We start from the raw sequence: 19804 nt of genomic DNA, 5'->3' as shown, positions 1-19804 counted from the left end.
GCCCTTCAGGGAAGGCCCTTCAGGGCGGGAGGAACGTGCGGTGACGCACCCTATTTAAGCTCGTAGCCTCCCAGCACGGCGGCCCACTGGGTGGCGATTTCCGTGAGGACCTTGTCTCTTTTCGCCGCTATGTCGGTAATGGTTTTGATAACCTCGTTCTGCATGTCCTGGATCAGCTCCATGAGCTTCCATGAATGCTTCTGGCGCTCTGCCGCCATCTGCCAGAGGGTCTCATTTGCGTTGAGGGCGTCATTCTGGGCGATCTGCGCCATGGTGAGCTTCTGCGACAGGGAATCCTGCCGGCCGTCAGAGGGCGGCGCCACGGGTCCCGGAAGGTTTACATCCGGGGACTGGGGCTTTAAGGCAGGTGATTGCAGTGTTTTATTCGAGGACTTGCTCTGCGGGGATTCATCGCATTTATTGCCGGTGGTGTTTTTCTTCGCATTGTTCTGCGCTATCCCGTTCTGGAAAGCGGCTTTTGTGCCCCTTGCCGACGTGAGCTCTATCTTGTCTGCGTTTTCACGCTCATCAGGTGCCTTTTCCTTTGATTCCCTATGGGCGCCCACCTGGTAAGCATTTCTAAGGTAATCAGCAACGCCGAGATTCACCTTGAGAGGATCATGAATTCCTGCCACGGCATCATCTCCTCTTCACTGGATCTTTTCAGCCCCATTATAGCAGGAAAAAGCTTCTCAGACATTGCCGCAATGTTAAATAAATCTTAAAATAATGTAAACATTTTAAGGTGGCTGCTTGTGCGCTACCAGTGGTGATGATGGCGGGAACCGAGGAAGAAACTCAGAAATTCGCCGATTTTTATGAAGGTGGCAGCGGCATCATCGCTCATCTTGGCGCCGGAAGTGAGATCTCGCTGCATCAGGATCTCGTGCATTCCTGACGCGTTGCCCTCCATCAGCGCCGTGAGCTCCCCTGCATCAAACCAGAGGCTCCTGCAGTTCTGGCACACATCGATTTTTATGCCCCTGAAAACCCTTTCATGCATGGCCGTGCCGCACTTGCAGCAGACAAGGAGGCGGTAGCCTGATATGGGGGCCCGGCCCTCGGGGCTCGCGGCGCTTTTCCTGTCAAAGTCCTCAACCTGGCAGCGGAACTCTGATGATCTCAGAAAGCGCTCAAGTTCACCCACGTCGAACCACCAGCCTCTGCACCGGGGGCAGGCCTCAAGGTGCAGCCCTGTAGCGGGGTCTTTTGCAGGTTTCAGCATAATGGTCTCGCAGGCAGGGCATGGAATGTTCATAAGGCTCGCTCCTCCTCTAAGATATAATTTCAGGGCCGGCAGTCTTCCCTCCTGCCATGCCTGCCGGGTCATCCCCGCTCACAGGTTATTGAATTTCCATTCTGCGGGGCTTTCATGAAGGACTGTAAGGCGCTCAATGGAGAAAACATATCAGGTTATTCTGTTTTACCCGGGAGGACCGGATGCTCCCTGCAGTCAGTTCAGGTTCATAATGATGTCGTGGTTATGCACTTGATGAGAGAAAGAGATATCGCCTATGAAAAAACACCGGAATCTCTCCCTTACAGCGAAGATCATTCTCTATATTCTGCCTTTCTTTGTGCTCATCGTGTTCATTATCTTCCTGAGTTATCAGTATTATCAGAGGGTGAAGGAGAACTCGCTTGACGATATAAGCGCAATATTCAGGGAGATGATGGATAACCTGGCATACAAGTACATCAACCTCTCCGAGGACATCGTGCTTTACTCCAGGTTTCTCTCAGAGTCGCCCCAGATACAGGAGCTCCTCCAGGAGAGGAAAGCCGGTGAGGAGATCTCGGTAAGCCCCGTGCTGGCAGAGCGCTTCTCTCTGCTGAGAGATGAGTTCTACGGGAAGATTTACCTTTTCCAGCTTTACCGCAGCGAGGGAAAGCTGGTCATTGACTACCCGATGAACCTGAAGGCGCCGTGTCAGGGAGCCGATGACCTCAAGCCGGTGTTTTCCGAGGTGAGAGAGAGGAAAGACATTGTCACCAGGCAGTTCTATACAGGCCCCGCCGACTCGCCTCTGGGAGAATATCTGCTCTATGCCTCTCCCGTCTTTTCACCCGGCCAGGGCAGGAAAGTAATCGGCGTATTCTGCAGCTGGCTTGATCTCCGCTATGTAAGCAGAAAATACTTTGCAGAAAGCAATTTTGATGTATCTTCTTACAGCAGGCCCTCGGTCTTCCTTCTCAATGATGATGAGAAAGTGCTTTATAAAAGCGGAGGCAGCCGTTATCTTTCTTCTGCAGGCAGGCTTCCCGCCGAGATAGCTCATGAATTTCCCAGGCGCTTTCTCTCCACACGGGAAAACCTTCTTCTCAAGAAAACAAGAATAGGCGAGGGGAGCAACTTCTACTATGTCATAAGGCCTCTTCCCCTCTCGGTCTCCCTCGGCAAAAGCCGGGTGAAGGGACCTGAGCTCCTGCTCCTCCTCGTCTCGCCGAAATCCTTCCTGCAGAACCGCCTTATGAGAACCACGACGCAGGTCGTGGAGTTTTCCCTGGTGCTTGTGCTGCTGCTGGTCATCCCCATAATAATGATCCTGAGAGCCTATTACTCCCTGGAAAAAGAGAAGATGAAAGCCATTGAGAAGGAGCTGAAGCTTGCCTATGACATGCAGATGGCCTTTCTTCCCAAGGGCGAGGTGAGAATCGCCGGCGGCGATTTTTACGGGGAATCGGTCCCTGCGAGGGAGGTGGGCGGTGATTTTTTTGACTTCATTGATGCAAGGGAGCATTCCATCGCAGTCAGCATCGGTGATGTGTCGGGCAAAGGCATGCCGAGCGCGCTGATGATGTCCATGACGAAGACACTGATAAGCTTTATTGCGGAACGGGTATTCAATCCCTCCGAGGTCCTCTCCCTGGTGAACCGCTCCATCCACAGGATCTCGGATACGGGCCTCTTCGTGACGGTGTTCCTTGGCTTTCTTGACCTGGAGGGAAAAGTATTCACTTATGCCAATGCAGGCCACAACCACCCAATCCTCTGCCGCGGCGGGAAAATCACCGAGCTCGAGGGGAGCGAGATGCCCCTGGGGTGCATGGATGATACGGTGTATCAGAAAAGAGAAATCGCTCTCATGGCAGGTGACATTCTCATTCTTTATACCGACGGGGTGAGCGATGTGTGGAATGAAAAGGGCGAACAGGTTGACGAAAATGGCATCTGGGAGACTGCCCTTGAGCTTCAGAGCGCTTCCGCGCAAGAAATGGCAAAGGCTCTTTTCAATAAGGTCGAGGGATTCCAGGGTAAGGCTGCCCAGTACGATGACAGGACCCTTCTTGTGATGAGGATTGACGGGGAGCAGGAAGGAGCATCCCGGGAGCGATGACGATGCCGGTGCTTTTCATGATCCACGGCATGTGGGGGGCAGGGTGGCACTGGGACCGGTACCGTGAGGTTTTTCAAGCAAGGGGGTTTTCATGCGAGACGCCCACCTTGCGTTACCATGACCGTGATCCCCATGGCATCCCCGATGAGAGGCTTGGAACCACGAGCCTTCTTGATTATGCCGCCGATCTTGAGGAACAGATCAGGAGGCTTGGTGAGGCGCCGGTCATAATAGGCCATTCAATGGGAGGCCTGCTTGCCCAGATCCTGGCGAGCCGCGGTCTCGGGAGGGCGCTCGTGCTTCTCACGCCCGCCCCTCCGTCGGGGATCCTTGTTTTCTCGCCGCAGGTGGCAGCGAGTTTCAGCAGCATCTTTACGAAGTGGGGCTTCTGGAGAAAGCCGGTGCGGCAGACGTTTGCTGAGGCAGCCCGGTCCATCATGGGCCGCCTCACCCCTGAGGAGCAGCAGGAAGGCTACGGCAGGTTCGGTTATGAATCGGGCCGTGCCGTCTTTGAGATAGGACTCTGGTATCTTGACAGGAAGCGGGCGTCATCGGTCGATGAAACGAAGGTGAAGTGCCCGGTATTTATCGTGGGGTGCCTTGAGGACAGGATCACCCCGGCATCGATGGTGAGGAAAATTGCCGGAAAATACGGCGAATTGGCCACGTACCGGGAGTTTCCCCATAATGCCCACTGGGTGCTTGGCGAGCCCGGGTGGGAAGTCATTGCGGCTGCTGTAGCCGACTGGATTGAAGAGCGATGCATGCACAGCGGTAATGACTCCGGCTGAGGTGACCCTTCACTCCTTGCCCCCGCTTCTTCGGAGCACCTCGCTTGAGTAACGCCGGGAGTTTTTATGAGCGAAAGAAAGTGGCGTTCTGCCATGCCAGTCTCTTGCGTTGACCCAGGCACCGAAGGCGATAAGGGCCTCCACGGCGCTCCCGTGACCTTCAGATGCCGCGTAATGGAGGGGAGTGCGACCGGAGCTGTCCTGGGCATTCACCCTGGCTCCCCCCTTGACGAGGACTCTTACGGCCTCGTCGTCACAGGCATAGTGAAGGGGAGTCTTCCCCTTCGCCTGATACCCCGAATCTTTCGCATTCACGTCGGCTCCCTTGCCTATCAGCAATGATGCCACATCGGGGGCCCAGGCCTTTATGGCCTCATGGAGAGGCGTGCTTCCCCACTTGTCACGGTAGTTCACCTCAGCCAGGGGCTGCAGGGCTTTGTCCTTTTCAGGTGCTGCTGCAGCCATGGCAGCCTCCCCGGGAGGACTGTCGGGCATCGAGCGTGTGAGGAGCCTCATTGCATAGATGTTTCCTCCCGATGCCGCCCCGTGAAGGATTGTTCGACCTAAAGTGTCTTTTGCCTTCACATCGGCACCTCTGGAGATCAGGTACTCCATCACCGCGCTGTGGCCGTTTTTTGCCGCTTCATAGAGAGGCGTGTCGCCGCAGTTGTTTTTCGCATCCGCCACGGCGCCCTTTTCCACGAGGAACTTCACCATCTCCAGGTGCCCCTTTCCTGCCGCCTCATGGAGGGGAGTATTCCCCTGTAACGCCTTTTCGGGGACTTTTTTATTGAGGAGGCCAGGGTTGCTGTGCAACAGAATTTTCACCCAGGCAAGGTTCCCGCTGCGGGCTGCCATGGTGATGTCGCCGAGAGAAGAGAGCCCCAGCACGATCAGTATCGCAAGGGGGAAAAGGAAAGGGATCAGCAGGGTCCATTGAAACCCGGGCTTCCCCGGGGTATAGTCCACCATGTCCATGGCTCCCCCTGCCTCCAGAAGCTCCGTTATCCCTGATTTTCCCCGCGCAAGGCGGAGAGGAGTAGCGCCTTCCCTGTCCTGCACATTCGGGGATGCGCCGCGGGAGAGAAGGAGCCCCACCGCTTCATCGTCGCCCCTGATAACTGCAAAGTGGAGTGGTGTTCTTCCCTTTTTCCCCTCGCTTTTGTCCACCGATGCTCCGTTGTCGATGAGAAGCCTTGCCATGGCTCTGTTCCCATGCTCTATGGCGCAGGTGAGAAGGGTCTGGCCCTTGTGGGATCTCCTGTTCACAAGGGCCGGTTCGGCTCGGAGAAGGCTTTCCGCCTCGTCGTCGGCCCCGTGCTCCACAGCTTTGAGGAGCTTCGTGAAGGTGGCGCTGTAAGATGCCTCATCGCAGGAATCGATTGCCCTGGAGATTGCTTCCCGGAGGAAGAGGACCACGAAGGGATCGTTGTCAGGGGACCACAGTGATTTTTTTGCCCCATTTTCCAGCACGCAGCGCAGGCCGTAGTAAGTTGAGTCTCTGCCCTTCCCGGCGACCTGCCTGTCGATGATGAAATCCTTTATTTTATCAAGGGGAATCCTGAGAGGCACCGAGGGGAAAGGCGATGAGTACTTTGTGAGAAATGTGCCGTCCAGCTGGAAGACGCTTCTTGTAAAGAGCTTGTTCAGCCCCAGGTAAATGAACGAGAGGGGCATGACGGCAAGGATCACGTTGAGGAAGAGAGGGAAGGGAGGCATCTCCCTGATAATATCCAGTGCCAGCCTTATAAAAATCCTTCCATGGGGATCGTGGAGGAGAAACCAGGCCGGTACCCCATAGCAGCCCGCCCCGGCGAGAATGAGAAAGAGCCCGAGGGGCAGGCTCCGGTAATCCACATATATTGAGAGTACCCCGCCCTGCTCCGCGGTGCTGATCACCCGGGGCCTCGGGACCGGGAAGATGAGGCTCGTGAGGGTGCCGCAGGAATGGCACTCTTCATAAGGCTTCTTGGGATTCCTTTCCATGAGGCCGCCGCACCTGGCGCACTTCATCCCATCGTGTCTCCCTTCAATGGTTTTCTGGCCAATATTCGCAGAAACCCGGCAATTCCCTCTCTATGGGCGTGAGCTCCCGTATGTCAAGCTTCTGAGGCTTTTCTTGCCGCGGCAGCCGATTTCTGCTATACTCAAGAGCATGACTGAAGGCATCATTATGCTCGAGAGTATAAGGCGCGTCGGTTTGAAATACCTGCCATGGTGAAAATTTTCCTTGCAATTATGATGCTTCTTGCCTCCAACGCCGCATACGGCGCCGGTGAAACCGCCTATTATCTCTCCCTTGACGGCATCTACCTCTCTGAGGCAAAAGCGTTAAAATGGAACGGCATCATCTATATCCCCCTCAGGACGGTGGCAGAGAGGAAGAATATGACCCTCAGCTTCTCCGACGACGAGAAGACCGTCACCCTCAACGGGATCACTTACACGGGTGGTGACTGGTTTACCTTGGGAAGCGAGCTGTATTTTTCACTGTCAAGCATTGAAGGCTCTCTTCCCTTCACCGCCTCTGTCGATGAGGGAAGGCGCTTCGTGCGGCTGGTGACTAAAAAGGATCAGCTCAGGCGCGATGAGAGGCTTGCCGGCACGACAAGAGCTCTTGCCTCGGCCTATGGGACATCTTCCGCCTCGACGACGTCACAGTCCTCCACAGGCGGAAGCGGATCGTGCCGCATCATCATGAGACAGGAGAAAAACGACGTTTCTCATGCGGTATTTCTCGACGGGGCTTTCCTTCCCGGCGCAAGGACTCTCACCAGGAACGGCCTGCTCTATATCCCTTTCTCTGCCGCCGCTGAGAAAAAAAAGCTCTTCCTCAAGTATTCCCAGAGCTCACGGTCCTTCATCATAGGCGCCTGCGAATACCAGCATATAAAAGAGCTTTCATTTGTCCAGGAGGGAGCGCTCTACCTGTACCGCGATTTTGTCAACGAGTATTTCCTCGTGACCCTTGATGAGGCGCGGGGCGCCGTGAAGCTTGCCTCGAGAAACGACAGGCTTTCTGCCGTGGAAAAGGCTTATGACATGGTGCTTGACGGGAAGGCCATCACCGCGGCGAAAGCAATCAGTTATTGTGACAGGAGCTTCAGCGCCTACATGAGCCTCACGCGCACAAAGCCTTCGGGCTCGATGAAGAGCGGAGAGACGCTGATGCTTCCCATCGCTGCCGTGGCCCTTGCAGCAAGAATGAAATTCCAGGGAAGCCCGCGCTCACATCTCTACCTGCTCGACGGCGAAGAGTACCGGACAAGCAGCATCCGTATAGCCGATTCACTTTATGTATCACACAGGGATCTCGAAGATGAGTGCCTCTTCAGGGCGGCCATCGACAAAGTGAGATGCAGTATAAAGCTTGATACTGTGCGTGTAGTGATTCCCCGGCAAGCGGACATTTATCTTGACAGCCGCTATAACTATGGCCCCATTGACCGCCATGCGGCGGCGGCTCCTCCGGGGGCTGAAAAAACAGTGCAGTCCCTGGCGAAATACCTTGCCTCTGGGGCAGGCAATGAAAGGGAAAAGGCCAGGGCCATTTTCTGGTGGATTGCTGCCCATATAGATTATGACGTGGCGATGTACCGGAGCCGCAAGTTCGGCGATCTCTCGGCGGAGGGCGTGCTGCGCCGGCGGACCGCTGTCTGTGAAGGCTATGCCGCCCTCTTCAGAAAGCTTGCCATCCTCTCCGGGCTTGAGTGTGCAAAAGTGACCGGTTACGCAAAGGGAGCCATCCTGGAGAAGAAGGACGAGTCGGGCAGCGACACCAATCATGCATGGAATGCCGTGAAAATTGACGGGAAGTGGCGCCTGGTCGATGCCACCTGGGGAGCAGGCCATGTCAACGCGGCGACATGGACTTATACAAGGAGCTTTGATGGCTTCTGGTTTTTTACCCCGCCGGATGCCTTTGTGACGACTCATCTCCCGGAGCACAGGCGATGGCAGCTCCTCGCCACGGCTGTCTCGAAGGCCGAATTTCTCAAGCTTCCGGGAAAGACGAGGTGATGAGGGAATGATTGGCATTGAGCTTATAAATCCTTTCCTGAAGGGCCTGAGAAGGCTCATATTCCCCCTCTCCCGCTATATCCCCGGGGAGTTTCACGAGCTCTCGGGGACTACCGCGCTTGAGTTTCTCGAGGAGATCATCAGGAGCCGCAATATCGAGGCGTCGATATGCACCGTTGAAAGCGGCGCAATAGCCCACCCATACTTTGATCCCTTAAAGAGGATGTTCTTCATGTCCGAGGAGTTTGCCGAAAGCACCGAGGTGCTTGCCCTTGTCGAGACAGCCCACGTGGCGAGCCATATCATTCAATATGAGAAAGAGATCAAACCCCTGAAGCTCATGGAGCGGCTCCATGGGACGCTTTCAAAGGCCCAGGCCTGGTCTGACCGGCTTTTCTGGCCTGTTCTCATCACTATGGGGGTCTTCTTGCTGGAGATCTTTTTTAAGATTGTACCTGAAAGCCTTTCGATGATCGGTCTGCTCACCCTCATCGTGCTCCTGGTCTTCGCGATCCCTTTCATTCTGATTTTTCTTTTTCAGAGAGTCCTCGAAGTGCTGTGGAATACTCTCTGTTTTTTCGTGGAGCACGGCGCCAACAGGGATGCCTTGGAATTCCTTGAGAGGAGGGGTGAGGGCAATCCCGCCTTCGCCTCATCGTTAAAGAAGGCAAAGGTCTTTCTCAGTCATTACGCCTCCCACCGCCTTGATGAAGAGCCCTGCGTGCGCTTTTCCAGGAAGGAGGATGAGCCTGCCCTTGTTGAGGCGGGCAAGGTGGAGGCCGGTGAATGAGAGGAGCGGTCAGGTCTGAGGGAGCATTCAAGGAGGAAGTATGGGAAAAGATTTTCTTGAAGAAATCAGGAGATACAACGTGAGGAAGGCAAAGCCCTGTAAAGAGAGTCTGGCGCTCCTGGTGATCGACATGCAGGAGTTTTTCAGGCCTATCGCGGCCCCGGTACTGGAGAATGTAAATGCGCTGATCGGCGCTTGCCGCCGCGCATCAGTGCCGGTGATATTCACGCGCCACGGGCACAGGGATCTTTCCCGCGACGGGGGGATTCTTGCCGAGTGGTGGGGAACCCTCGCGATGGTCGGCACGCCTGAGTGGGAACTCCTCAGGGAGCTCACCGTTGCTGAGGATGAGAAGATCATAGACAAGATGAGGTACAGCGCCTTTCATGGGACCGACCTCCATCAGCACCTTACCTCACTGACAAGAGACCAGCTCATCATTACGGGCGTGATGACGAACTGCTGCTGCGAGACCACGGCACGCGAGGCTTTCATGAATGACTACCGGGTCTTCTTCGTCTCCGATGCCACTGCTACTGCCGATGAGGAGCTGCACCTGTCATCGCTCAGGAATCTTGCCTATGCCTTTGCCCACGTGGAAAGCACAAAGGGTCTCCTGGAGGCCCTTTATCAAGACTGATAAGACGATGGCAGTGAGGAGAGGCGCTCCCGGCGCTCAGTCCCTGATCCCGTGCTGGTGGTGGTGCTCCATGATCTTCCCGATCAGCTTGGACACTCCCTTTTCCAGGGTCGGCATGACCGCCCCGGCCGTTGCGCCGGCACAGGCACCGAATCCCATACCCGAGAGGGTGCCGAACACGAGCCCCTCGGCGGCTCCTTTTAATGCCCCGACGGCGCCCATGACCACGGCAAGCACTGCCGGGTCCCTGTCGATGGCTGAAGAGGCGCCTGAGTGGCCTCCAAAATTCAAGCTTGAGAGGAAAGCGCTTGCCACTCCTTTCAATGCCCCAAGACCGGCAGAGAAGGCCGTGCTCAGGCCAATGGCGGCCAGCACGCTTCCCCCCGAGAGGGCGAGAACTCCTGCCCCGATGCCTGCGCCCACGGCGGATTTGAGGGCAAAAGACATAACCTCTTTTCCGGTGATTCTCTTATGCTCCGGGACATCAGCTTTCGCGCTGAAGATGTCCAGCGGGGTAAGATTTTCCTGCTCAGGCTTTGGAGCTGGTTTTGTAAGGGGTTGATTTATGGCGTGTGCGGTGCTTCGAATCTCCATTTGATCTCCTCCTGCAGACGGTTTCCCTTGCTTATTATAACACCAGGGCCCCCGGGGGCAAATGAACTTTTTGTTAAAAATCCGCAAGATTCTATGGAGCATCCTGAATGCTTCCTCCCCTGACATGTGATGCATTGACTTTTATACGGGGAAGGATATTGGCAGTCATGTGAGGTAGATTTTCAGGAATCAGATCAGCTGATAATCGAACAGGAAGACCTCCCTTCCTCCCTGAAGATAACTTACAGCTGCAGCGGAAGGAGCTTTATGAAAGCAGGACACCTCGGAACAGCGCTTGTGGCGATTATTATCATACTCTCCCTTGCAGTTGGGGACGGATTTGCACGGGGAGGTGGAGGGGGAGGGGGAAGCCATTCAGGGGGAGGCGGCGGAAGCTCCGGCAGCTCCTCCACATCACGCTCAAGCGGCGGAAACTATAACAACTGCAATACCCAGGGCATTCTGGGGATGCTCGCCTGCACAGGGGTGCTACTGGTCATCTGCGCGGTGGTGGCCTACACCGCCAGAATATTTTTCGGCATCGGGGATTACTTCAGGAAGATGCAGCTGTCAGCCGCCCTCAGGAGGCTTAAGGCAAAAGATCCCCTCTTTAATGAAGGTGAATTCATCCTGAGGGCACAGCAGGTCTTCATTGACCTCCAGCTTGCATGGTCCAGGAACGACCTGCACCCTGTGCGCAATCTTCTCTCTGAGAAAGAGTTCAACCGCTGGAATGACCAGGTGCTGGAAATGAAAGCGAAAGGCCAGATGAATGTCCTCGAGGATATACAGATCAAAGGCATGGCGCTCCATGAGATTATTCTCGACACAGCGGGTCTCGATCACCTCAAGGTGAAGATCGAGGCATCGATGGTTGACAAGACCCTTGATGCCCAGGGCTCCCTTGTAAAGGGAAGCGGCGCTGCCACCGCTTTCTCGGAGTACTGGTTTTTTGCGAGAGGAGCTCTTGCAAGGACTTGTCCCAGAGGGAGTGAGCCCCCCTCCATCGCATGCCCCGCCTGTGCAAAGGAGCTGAAGAGCGGCACCCTGGCGTGCCCTTCCTGCGGTACGGTTGTAAGCTCCCTTTCCTATGGCTGGGTGCTCAATAAAATTCTCCAGGTGAGCGGGTAGCCTACGCTGGAAAGCTCCCCCCTGCTTTGCCACTGATGAGATATTGTGCATGTGCCTCTGAGGAGAAATCCCCGTCAGGTTACTTCCCGTCGATATAAGTGGCCAGGGCCGCAAGGGACGGCGAGGAGCCTTCTTTCCTGAGGAGCGCCAGGTAATACCTCGCCCTGGGGAGATCGTTCAGCAGGCCGCTTGTGATGATGGCCTCTTCAAGGTTTTCCCTGTCGCTTGAGTCCAGGTCGAGGGCTTTCTCATACTCGATGAGGGCCCTCCTCAGGTACCCTGCCGCCGAGAGGTGACGGGCCATGTTCTGGTGGCCCTCCCTGAGGAGCCTTTTCAGAAAGTCCCTGTCGGGGGGGAGGGCAGGTGCCAGCCGTAGTTCAGGTTTCCACTCATAGAGGGAGATGAGCCGCTCCTTTTCACCATGGCGCACTCCGGTGATCCCTTCAAGGGCCTCGTATCCCGAGACCAGGATATAGGGGAGGTTCTCCATGGGGGGAGGCAGCCATGAAAAGTCCGGCGGGACGGCCTCGCATTCAGGGTTGACGGCAAATGTGCGGCCTGTCTCACCTGGGTCGGTGGAAAAGGCCTTGCGGGGAGGGCTCTCATTCACGACCCTCCTGAAATGGAGAAGGAATGAGGTGAAATGGGGTATCCATACGGGGGCGCTCATTTTTTCATCGTCCAGGGAGCGGAATGCCTCGAGTTTCTCCCTCATCATGGGGAAGGAGAGCCGACGGTGCTCGTCAAAGAGCAGCAGGTCGTTTTTAAGGAACATGGCCACAGGGATGGGGAGCAGGAAGCTGAGGATCTTGCTTCTCCCCTCCAGGCAGAGCTCACCTCTGCATGGCCTGCCGCGCCACCCGTTTTCAGGGGAGGGGCTGTCCATGAGGTCGCGGCACCGGTCACAGCTCACGAGCCTCTCGTCATAGAAGATGCTCTCGGGAAGGCCATAGCCCTGGCGGCGCAGCTCGGTAAGCCTCTGCCACAGAATCCTGTGAAAGTCTCTCATCGAGAGGTCATGTCCCTGCATGATCACCCCATGGGGAGTTCGCCCGGTAAAAAGCTCATAGAGAAGAGAGGCGATGTTCCAGAGGAGGGCGCCTTCCCCCCGCTCCGCAGGCGGCCGGTAAAGGGCCGTCGAGGGCCCCTTGCCTGCGATGCCGTACCACCTGAGGGCTGTGCCGCCGGAGTCCTGTTTCACAATCACTGAGTCAGAGGTGAGGATCACCTCTTCAATGATCTTTTCATCAAATCTCGCAGCGTGGCCAGCCAGCGCGGCAATTGCCTCGATGGAGCGGGCGGGGAGCCATTCCTTTTTTCTTGATGACCGTGAGAGGGGCTCGCCTTCCCAGGGCTCCAGCAGAAAGCACTTTCTCATCCAGTGAAAGGTGTCAATGAGCCTTGGGAAAAAGCTCCCGTCGCTCTGCCGGTAAAGGTTTTCAGTGGCTTCGATGCGCTCTTCGCTTATGCCGGCATCGCATATGAGGAGGGCATAATGGCTCCCGCACTTCGTGTCTTCCACGGAAAGAAGCGAGAAGCCGTCGCCGCGGGAAATCCATCGAAGGGGCCTGAGGAAGTTCTTGATAAGAATGGAGGGAGGGCCTTCTCTTTCAGGATTCTGAAAAAAGGCCATTGCCTTGCGGTCATCTGCCCGTCGGGTGAGAGGTCCCTTGAGAAGCAGATCACCTATGAAGTCCATGAGGGCGCCAAGCGCCGCGCTGTCCCTGCTGTGCTCCCTGTGGACTACGGCGCAGAAAGGATAGGCGCCGAAGACGGTCCCTTCGCAGCCCTCGTTGAGGCTGCACATGCTGCAGTCAATATAATATCCCGGATTTGAAAAGTCAATGTATGGAGTGCCGGCGGCGGCTCTGAGCCAGGTGAGGAGCTTTTCCTGTGAGAAGGCGACGGGCCATCTGCTGCCAGCGTGATGGCCTGCATTTTCGTCTGCAAGGGAGCGGTCAAAGGGGGTATTACCGAAGAGGAGCTCATAGAGAATGATGCCCAGGGACCACATGTCATTTTTCTCGACGATTATCCTTTCAGCATGCTCAGGAGGAGAATACACCGAATATTCCCGCACGCTCCTTCTGTCCTCATTCCCAAGGCCAAGGTCAAGAAGGAGCACCCGGGGCTTTTCTCCCTGGAGGATCGCGATATTTTCAGGCCTGAGCTCGCCGTGAACTATGCCCTGCGAGTGGAGATAAGCCAGGATGTCAATGAGCTGGAGGCCGATTTCCTTCACCATGCTGGGCCGCAGGAAGGCGTTGAAGTTGGTGAAAGAGTTCAAAATATGCCTGCTCAGGTTTTTTGAGTGAAACGCTTCAAAGACAAGAGCGGTTCTGTCATTTAAGGTTATGGAAGTATAAAAGGTGGGGAGGCCCGGGTGGGAGAGCTCCGAGAGGAGAGCCGCCTCTCTCGCGAGGGGGTCATTATTTGTATCGGTGGCCGGGCAGAGTTTCAGAGAGTAGAGCTTCCCTGTTCTCTTCGCTTCAACGAGGTAGAAATTGGAATAGATCCCTCCGCCAAGCCATTCCTTGACGAAAAAATCTTCCAGCCGCGGGAAGACATCGCGGCCGTGGTAGCGGGTCCGGGGTGCGGGAAGGTTGCTGCTCATCGTCAGTAAATCCTGCGTACCTGATTATAGCAGATTATCATGATTCGATCAAAGGGCCTGTGGCAGGTAATTCACTGACCTGCTCCGAAAGGTTTTTGGGCATGATCCACTAAGTTTCAGTTCAGGAGGACCATGATGCGCCGACGCCTTTATGGAGTGATAATCGTTTTCCTGCTCCTGCTTGCGGGAGAGTACGCGGCAGGAACGCCGGTCTTCGCCGCCGGCGTCATGATAAACGTCGATTACAGGGCTCCTGCGGGAGAGTTCAGCCGCCTTTCAGGTGTCCAGGGCTCTCCTTATCCCATTGTGTCCTATGACAGGGAGAAAGTTTCCCTTTTCAGGGAATATCACGTGGAGCTCTGCCGCTTCCCCCAGGACTGCTACCCCAACACCCTTACCCTTGCAGGCATTTTCCCCGTCGATATCACAAACCCCGATGATCCGGGGAATTATGACTTCAGTGAAATTGACAGGCATATCAAGGCGGCAAGGGAGGCAGGATGCGACATCCTCTGGCAGTCTTCCTATGACGTGGGGCATTCTGATTTCTGGGTGACACCCAACCTCGGCGGGAGGGCACCGGAGAACATGATGCGGTGGTGCCGGGTTGTGGAAAAATGCCTTGAGCATTTCAATAACGGCTGGGCAGGGGGAAGCGACTATGCCGTAAAGTACGTGGAGTTCGTCAATGAGCCGAACGGCCTTGGCGGCTTCAAGGGGAAGGAGTCGGAGAGGCTTATCCCTGCCTTCATCGAGTTTATCGGGACTATAGAGCGGTACAACAGGAATCATCCCCGCACGCCTGTCAAGGCCGTGGGGCCGGGGATCCCCTTCAGCTGGGACCAGTGGGGCACCTGGGAGCCAAGGTTCAGGAAATTGTTCACGATCCTGAAGGAACAGAAAGTCACCCTGCCGGTGCTGAGCTTCCACACTTACGGCAGGGACACCTCTCCCCAGGCGAATCAGAAAATTGCAAGGGCATACCGCGCGCTCCTCGATGAATATGGCATGAAGGGCACGGCCCTGTGGAACTCGGAGTGGCAGGCCGGCGGTTTCCTGAAGGAGTACCTCAACGACAGGGTAATGGCGGCACAATCATCTCCTACGCCAGAGGAAGTGGCAGCCTATTCAAAGGCTATTGCCACCTATGCCCTTTCATGCAAGATACGCTGGCAGGGCATCCTGGATGGATCCTGTTATTATCTTGCAAGCGCCCGTGCCTTTCCTCCGACGATAGAAGAAAAGGCGAAGAAGAGAAACTTCTATGCATACTGTTATTTCACCCCCGAGAACAAGGCCACTCCCCTGGCATGCCACGAGAGGCTCACATGGCTTGTCAAGGAAAAGACCCCTTTGCGGTGCCGTACGGTGGTGCTCCAGGATGACGGCCTTTTCGCGGGCCTGGGGACCCGCTCGCAGGCAGGAGACAGGGCCGGACTCCTCATCGCCAACCTGGGAAGAGAAAAGCGCGTGGTGACTGTGAACGCTTTTCTCCCCGACGAATGGAAGGATGCGGATCTCTCACTTGCCACCCTCGAAGGGGAGAAGCCTTTCCCGGGGAGCCTGGAAAGGCCCCGCAATAAGGGCGATGCCTGGAAGATTGTCCTTGGCGTGCCCCCCCTTGATTCGTGGTTTCTCACCATGATAAAGAGGCCCTGAAAATTCACCTTGCCTCCCGGCTCCTGCATCTTGGCTCCCCCTTTTTTCCCCTTGCCGGAAAGATGATGCATGGCATGGGCATTTCGCGGTATGCTTAGGCTGTGAAAAATGAGCAGTAAAATTTAGGAGGATACACGATCATGACGCTTCAGAGTGTTGCATTAAATCAGCCGGTGAATCTTACCGCCCAGGAGCAGGCAAAGCCCCGGGAGAGAGCTCCCCAGCAGGCCGATGCCCAGCCCCAGGACAGCGTTTCAGTGAGCGACGGCTCAACGGAGCACAAAAAAGAGGACATCACCATCAAGCAGGCCGTCACCGGCCTTGCGAGCGCCGTTGCCGGCGCCGGCATAGAGACAGTGGGAAACACCGCATCGTCGCTCGTGAACCTTCCGAAAGCAGTATATCACGCAGGAAGAACGATATGGATGACCGACACCATCGGCCCCGTCCTCAAGACCACCCTTACCGCGCTTCTCCCCGTCGCGACTGTAGCCGCCCCTATCATTGTAGCAGTTGGATCTCTTGGATACGGCATGTTCCACGGCTTCGGCGAGGGCGTTGAGCACGGCTTCGGTTCCGCGGTGAAAGCAACGGCAGATGATGTGAAGCATTTCCATAATGACCTTGCCAAGAAGGCTGTCGATGCGATGCAGGAATTCGAGACGCCCCACCTTGAGCCCGGCGAGAAGCCCTATGACATCAAGCTCGTTGAGGCAGGCAAGGGCCTTGTCGGTGCCGTCGCAGGCGGAACCATTGAGGGTGTGGGAATCGGCGGCCTGACCCTTGCAAAGACTCCCAAGGCAACTTACAGAACCTATGAGGCAATTTACAAGACTGATAGCGTCGGCCCCGTCATCAAGACCACCGCGTCCATACTGGTTCCCGTGGCAGTAGCGCTCGCCACCCCCCTCGGCACGGTCGGCGGTGCAGTATACGGCGTCTACAAGGGCTTCGCCGATGCCTACAAGGAAGGGCTTGTGGAGTCGGTGAAAAACAGGGCCCACGATGTCAAGGAGTTCCACGAGACTACCTCAAAGTGGCTCAGCAAATCATGGGCTGACTAGGAAACTTTTCAGGAAGCAACAAAAGGTGCTCCGCGTCTCGCGGGGCACCTTTTTGCATGTCTGACCCTTAATGGTTATTTCAATTCTATGGCAGGCAGGGCCACTTTCTCGTCAACGCGGGTGACGCGGGCGATGCCGGGGCCTGACGCTGCCGTGAGGCGGCTCTCGTTTCCTTCGAGCATTATGGCCACCACGTAGTCATCGACGGGAAGCTCACTGAAGGTGAAACGGCCCGCCTCATCGGTTTTTGTCACGGCATAGAGCTCACGCATATTGAGGAAGTTGGGGCATGTGCGCCTGAGAAATTCTTTCAGGTCCTGCCTGCGGGTCTTCTGCTCCTCCTTGAGGCGCTGGTAAATTCCCTCGGAGAGGGCCCTGTCATCGCTGTAGCCCGGGGGCTTTTTGGGAAAGAGGCGCACCTTGATGCCGGAAAGCCCTTTCCCTTCCCGGAGCACCTCCCCAGTAATGACCCCGAGGCCCTCGGAGACGTCATTGTGTCTCTTGAGATACTGCGCCACCTGCTCATTTCCCTGGGGGCGCTTCAAAGCCTGCTCCATGAACTTTGCCGCCTCGCTGTGGTGGCCGTAATGAAGCATGACGTTGTAAATGTGAAGGCATGAGTATGCGCCGGGGTAGGTGAAGACCTTTGGATCAGCGAGGTGTGCGACATATTTTTCCAGGTCCGGCGAGCTGTGAGCCCTTGAGAGCACCGCCAGCGAGATCATGATGTCAATGATATTCTCATAGTGGCTGTCTATTCTCACCCTTGTCCATTCAAAGGCGCCGGGGAGATCCCAGCCGGTGATGTGCCAGTCGGCAAGGCGGGACGTCGCCAGCGAGGTATAGGCCGTTGGCCTGCGGTGCCTGAGCAGGTACTGCCTGAGGCGCTCCATGTTCTCTTCTGTATAGAAAGTAGTGGGAGCTGAGAGCATGCACTCCCTCACCGATGACCCCTCGCCGAAGAAAAGAGCTTTCCTGGGGGTGGCCTGTGCCTCGGTGACCGCGAGGACTTCCCGGCCGTCAGTGAAGAAATGGAGTTTTTCCACCAGCACCAGTTTATAAAACAGCGCGCCTCCCCCGATGATCACCGCCATAAGGGCGAGGTAGGAAAGAGCTTCCCTTGTGAGGGGATAGTCCCTGCCTTCTTCTTTTCTGAAGGCCATGAGAGGCAGGAGGAGCCCCCCCATGAAGCCGAGGAGCGCCAGGGCGAGGGTGAAGCCTATGGCGATAGCCCTGGGGGTGCAGTTCACCACGATGAACTCAAGGAGCCCCTCGATCTTTCCGCTCTGGACAAAATTGGTAATTGTGGTGTTCCCCATGTAGAGGACAAGAGCAGGGGGGAGGGCAAAGAGAATCGAGTAAAGGACAGAGCCGTAAGGGCCGAAGCCTTTGAGGGCCTTGATATGCCGCCACTGGTATCTTGATATGATGAGGAGCACCACAAAGCATACTGAGGTCATCCACTGGAGTATTGTCATCAGGAAGGCCGATTCACCGTAGTAGCCGAAAGGCACCAGGGCGCGGGCATCCGGCACTATGAAAAGGGATGCGATGAGCATGAGAAACGTGAGAGGTGCCATGAAGAGTGCCTGCTCTGCGAAGGGCACATATTCGGTGAACATGGCCTTGATGAAAGAGAAGAAATTCATTTTTCTCATGGCGATGTAGCCCATAATCACTGCAAGGACAATAATGCTTCCCGTGTACCAGGAGGTTTTTTCCAGGAAAGCGGGGTACATGGCGGCTACCCAGGCGCAGTTCTTATAGAAGCTGTGCGTGACGACAGCCCTCATGAAGTTAGGAGTCACTATGGCGAAGTATATGGCGAGGAAGCCCTGGGCCACGAGGGCCGCCATGACGGCGAACTGCAACCCTGTGAGATATGTCTTTCTTGTGAACATCGTAAGGTCCCTCCTTTTTGTTTTCAATGGAGTTTATCTCGGGTATCTCTTCACCGCGCGACACGACAATCTTCACGGCGTCGCCCTTTTTTGCGAGAGCCTGCACGAACGCGGGATTGTTGAGCTGGGCAAACTCTCCATGGGTGTCCGTGGGGGGAGAGAGGCAGAACCTGCCTACGACACAGAGGAGTGCCAGGCCATAGAAGGCGGGGGACCGGAAAAGGAGTATTCCCGCCTGTTCCACCGGGGCCAGCAGGCGCCTTATAAGAGGCACCCGCTTCTCCTCCCTGGCAATTCTTGCCAATGCCGACCCGGTGAAATCAGCCCGCGGTGAGGGCGCCGGCATGCCCTTCACCACGGTGATCACCTCCATCAGCTCATTGGCGTGCTCCCTGCAGGCTTTGCACGTTGCAAGATGCTCCTCCACGGTCTGCCGTTCCCCGGCGGTGAGCTCCCCGTCGAGAAAAGCACTCAGTTTTTCCTTGAGATCATTGCACGGCATTCTCTGTCACCTCTTTCTGTTTCAAAAAGCGCAATGCGAAGCTTCTCGCGCGCTGATGAGATTCTTGACTTCACGGTTCCAAGGGGGACCTGGAGCACCGCCGCTATCTGTTCGTAGGACAGCCCCTCGATGTCTCTCAGGATGACGGCGCTTCGGTAATGGGGAGGGAGTTTCGCGAGGGCCTCTTTCATGGCATCGTGACGCTCCTTTTTCTGGTAGAGGCTCTCCGGATCGTAGCGCCTGTCCTCGAGCATCGACTCATACTCATCGACGCTCTCCTCGGTCCTTGTTCCCTTAAGCTTCCTTCTTGACGTATTGGCGAGGATCTGGAAGAACCATCCGGTGAAGGAGCCCTCGTCCCTGAGGGTCTCAAGCCTCCGCCAGGCCTGGAGAAATGCCTCCTGCGCCGCGTCCTCGGCATCGAGGTAGTTTCCCAGGAAGTGGTAGGCGAACCTCACGGCCCTTGATGAAAGGGCATCGACGACTGCGCGGTAGGCGCTTCTGTTGCCCCCTCTGCACTGGCTGACTGCCTGTTCAAGTTCGCTCACATGTGCTCCCCGGTAACGGATTTTGTTCTCCAAAGAGTATGAGGCACGGAGGGTGAAAAAAGTTCGAACAGCAGAAAAAATTTCCTGCACAGCGGTGACACCGGGTGATCTTGACTTTCTGCACCAGAATCGTGAGGCCAGGGGCATTCTCCCGGCCAATAGAGTTTGTCTGTGTTACTTGGACAAGATAGTGACAAACTCAATCATTGGCT

General features: G+C 56.0%; 16 protein-coding genes. 8 read left to right on the top strand and 8 right to left on the bottom strand.

Translation table 11 applies throughout. The features are described from left to right. Nucleotides 1–50 precede the first annotated feature (50 nt). Complete coding sequence (locus tag RDV48_00485) at nucleotides 51–635, bottom strand: hypothetical protein (protein ID MDQ7821245.1); 585 nt, start codon at nucleotides 633–635, stop codon at nucleotides 51–53. A gap of 125 nt (nucleotides 636–760) precedes the next feature. Then, on the bottom strand, nucleotides 761–1258 hold the full coding sequence (locus RDV48_00480; GenBank protein ID MDQ7821244.1) for a zf-TFIIB domain-containing protein: 498 nt from the start codon (nucleotides 1256–1258) through the stop codon (nucleotides 761–763). Between the two features lie 256 nt (nucleotides 1259–1514). On the opposite strand from RDV48_00480, the gene RDV48_00475 reads away from it, so the two are divergent. Beyond that, nucleotides 1515–3338, top strand: a complete 1824-nt coding sequence (locus RDV48_00475; GenBank protein MDQ7821243.1) for a SpoIIE family protein phosphatase — start codon at nucleotides 1515–1517, stop codon at nucleotides 3336–3338. Continuing rightward, nucleotides 3335–4129: an alpha/beta hydrolase gene (locus tag RDV48_00470; GenBank protein MDQ7821242.1), complete on the top strand. Its 795-nt coding sequence runs from the start codon at nucleotides 3335–3337 to the stop codon at nucleotides 4127–4129. The genes RDV48_00475 and RDV48_00470 overlap by 4 nt, the downstream gene beginning before the upstream one ends. Before the next feature lie 9 nt (nucleotides 4130–4138). On the opposite strand, the gene RDV48_00465 is transcribed toward RDV48_00470, so the two are convergent. Continuing rightward, nucleotides 4139–6142, bottom strand: coding sequence for an ankyrin repeat domain-containing protein (locus RDV48_00465; GenBank protein ID MDQ7821241.1), 2004 nt, complete (start codon nucleotides 6140–6142; stop codon nucleotides 4139–4141). Nucleotides 6143–6343: 201 nt separating this feature from the next. On the opposite strand from RDV48_00465, the gene RDV48_00460 reads away from it, so the two are divergent. The 3 genes from RDV48_00460 to RDV48_00450 are packed head-to-tail and all read left to right on the top strand — an operon-like array spanning nucleotide 6344 to nucleotide 9579. Beyond that, nucleotides 6344–8149, top strand: a complete 1806-nt coding sequence (locus tag RDV48_00460; protein MDQ7821240.1) for a transglutaminase domain-containing protein — start codon at nucleotides 6344–6346, stop codon at nucleotides 8147–8149. A 7-nt stretch (nucleotides 8150–8156) separates the two neighbouring features. Next, the gene (locus RDV48_00455; GenBank protein MDQ7821239.1) at nucleotides 8157–8939 is read left to right on the top strand and encodes a zinc metallopeptidase; all 783 of its coding nucleotides are present in this window, start codon (nucleotides 8157–8159) and stop codon (nucleotides 8937–8939) included. Between the two features lie 40 nt (nucleotides 8940–8979). Continuing rightward, nucleotides 8980–9579, top strand: coding sequence for an isochorismatase family protein (locus RDV48_00450; GenBank protein ID MDQ7821238.1), 600 nt, complete (start codon nucleotides 8980–8982; stop codon nucleotides 9577–9579). A 36-nt stretch (nucleotides 9580–9615) separates the two neighbouring features. Here RDV48_00450 and RDV48_00445 read toward each other — a convergent pair whose 3' ends face one another. Next, nucleotides 9616–10173 carry a hypothetical protein gene (locus RDV48_00445; protein MDQ7821237.1) on the bottom strand — a complete coding sequence of 186 codons (558 nt, stop codon included), beginning with the start codon at nucleotides 10171–10173 and terminating at the stop codon, nucleotides 9616–9618. A gap of 267 nt (nucleotides 10174–10440) precedes the next feature. On the opposite strand from RDV48_00445, the gene RDV48_00440 reads away from it, so the two are divergent. Beyond that, nucleotides 10441–11304, top strand: a complete 864-nt coding sequence (locus tag RDV48_00440) for a TIM44-like domain-containing protein (GenBank protein ID MDQ7821236.1) — start codon at nucleotides 10441–10443, stop codon at nucleotides 11302–11304. A gap of 79 nt (nucleotides 11305–11383) precedes the next feature. Here RDV48_00440 and RDV48_00435 read toward each other — a convergent pair whose 3' ends face one another. Beyond that, a complete protein-coding gene (locus RDV48_00435; GenBank protein MDQ7821235.1) occupies nucleotides 11384–13918 on the bottom strand; it encodes a protein kinase in 2535 nt (844 codons plus the stop codon). 132 nt (nucleotides 13919–14050) lie between these two features. Here RDV48_00435 and RDV48_00430 point away from each other — a divergent pair, with 132 nt between their 5' ends. Together RDV48_00430 and RDV48_00425 are read left to right on the top strand one after the other, a co-directional pair. After that, nucleotides 14051–15577 (top strand): hypothetical protein, encoded by a 1527-nt coding sequence (locus RDV48_00430; GenBank protein ID MDQ7821234.1) that lies wholly within the window; start codon nucleotides 14051–14053, stop codon nucleotides 15575–15577. Nucleotides 15578–15717: 140 nt separating this feature from the next. After that, entirely contained in the window at nucleotides 15718–16641 is a 924-nt protein-coding gene (locus RDV48_00425) for a hypothetical protein (protein ID MDQ7821233.1), read from the top strand. 74 nt (nucleotides 16642–16715) lie between these two features. Here the strand turns inward: RDV48_00425 and RDV48_00420 are convergent, their stop codons facing one another. From RDV48_00420 to RDV48_00410, 3 genes are read right to left on the bottom strand one after another with little or no spacing between them, the layout of a single operon-like run. Continuing rightward, nucleotides 16716–18542 (bottom strand): hypothetical protein, encoded by a 1827-nt coding sequence (locus tag RDV48_00420; GenBank protein MDQ7821232.1) that lies wholly within the window; start codon nucleotides 18540–18542, stop codon nucleotides 16716–16718. Next, nucleotides 18439–19044 carry a zf-HC2 domain-containing protein gene (locus tag RDV48_00415; protein MDQ7821231.1) on the bottom strand — a complete coding sequence of 202 codons (606 nt, stop codon included), beginning with the start codon at nucleotides 19042–19044 and terminating at the stop codon, nucleotides 18439–18441. The genes RDV48_00420 and RDV48_00415 overlap by 104 nt, the downstream gene beginning before the upstream one ends. Beyond that, complete coding sequence (locus RDV48_00410; GenBank protein ID MDQ7821230.1) at nucleotides 19014–19592, bottom strand: RNA polymerase sigma factor; 579 nt, start codon at nucleotides 19590–19592, stop codon at nucleotides 19014–19016. Before RDV48_00410 ends, RDV48_00415 begins: the two co-directional genes overlap by 31 nt. Nucleotides 19593–19804 lie beyond the last annotated feature (212 nt).

The organism is Candidatus Eremiobacterota bacterium (genome assembly GCA_031082125.1).
GTDB lineage: Bacteria > Vulcanimicrobiota > CADAWZ01 > CADAWZ01 > Ess09-12 > Ess09-12.
This window is presented reverse-complemented; position numbering and strand designations above follow the sequence as displayed.

Excerpts from the sequence above, each read along its gene's own strand:
- RDV48_00480 (MDQ7821244.1), bottom strand. The coding sequence starts at position 1,258 with ATGAACATTCCATGCCCTGCCTGCGAGACCATTATGCTGAAACCTGCA.
- RDV48_00475 (MDQ7821243.1), top strand. The coding sequence starts at position 1,515 with ATGAAAAAACACCGGAATCTCTCCCTTACAGCGAAGATCATTCTCTAT.
- RDV48_00470 (MDQ7821242.1), top strand. The coding sequence starts at position 3,335 with ATGACGATGCCGGTGCTTTTCATGATCCACGGCATGTGGGGGGCAGGG.
- RDV48_00465 (MDQ7821241.1), bottom strand. The coding sequence starts at position 6,142 with ATGAAGTGCGCCAGGTGCGGCGGCCTCATGGAAAGGAATCCCAAGAAG.
- RDV48_00460 (MDQ7821240.1), top strand. The coding sequence starts at position 6,344 with ATGGTGAAAATTTTCCTTGCAATTATGATGCTTCTTGCCTCCAACGCC.
- RDV48_00455 (MDQ7821239.1), top strand. The coding sequence starts at position 8,157 with ATGATTGGCATTGAGCTTATAAATCCTTTCCTGAAGGGCCTGAGAAGG.
- RDV48_00450 (MDQ7821238.1), top strand. The coding sequence starts at position 8,980 with ATGGGAAAAGATTTTCTTGAAGAAATCAGGAGATACAACGTGAGGAAG.
- RDV48_00445 (MDQ7821237.1), bottom strand. The coding sequence starts at position 10,173 with ATGGAGATTCGAAGCACCGCACACGCCATAAATCAACCCCTTACAAAA.
- RDV48_00440 (MDQ7821236.1), top strand. The coding sequence starts at position 10,441 with ATGAAAGCAGGACACCTCGGAACAGCGCTTGTGGCGATTATTATCATA.
- RDV48_00435 (MDQ7821235.1), bottom strand. The coding sequence starts at position 13,918 with ATGAGCAGCAACCTTCCCGCACCCCGGACCCGCTACCACGGCCGCGAT.
- RDV48_00430 (MDQ7821234.1), top strand. The coding sequence starts at position 14,051 with ATGATGCGCCGACGCCTTTATGGAGTGATAATCGTTTTCCTGCTCCTG.
- RDV48_00425 (MDQ7821233.1), top strand. The coding sequence starts at position 15,718 with ATGACGCTTCAGAGTGTTGCATTAAATCAGCCGGTGAATCTTACCGCC.
- RDV48_00420 (MDQ7821232.1), bottom strand. The coding sequence starts at position 18,542 with ATGTTCACAAGAAAGACATATCTCACAGGGTTGCAGTTCGCCGTCATG.
- RDV48_00415 (MDQ7821231.1), bottom strand. The coding sequence starts at position 19,044 with ATGCCGTGCAATGATCTCAAGGAAAAACTGAGTGCTTTTCTCGACGGG.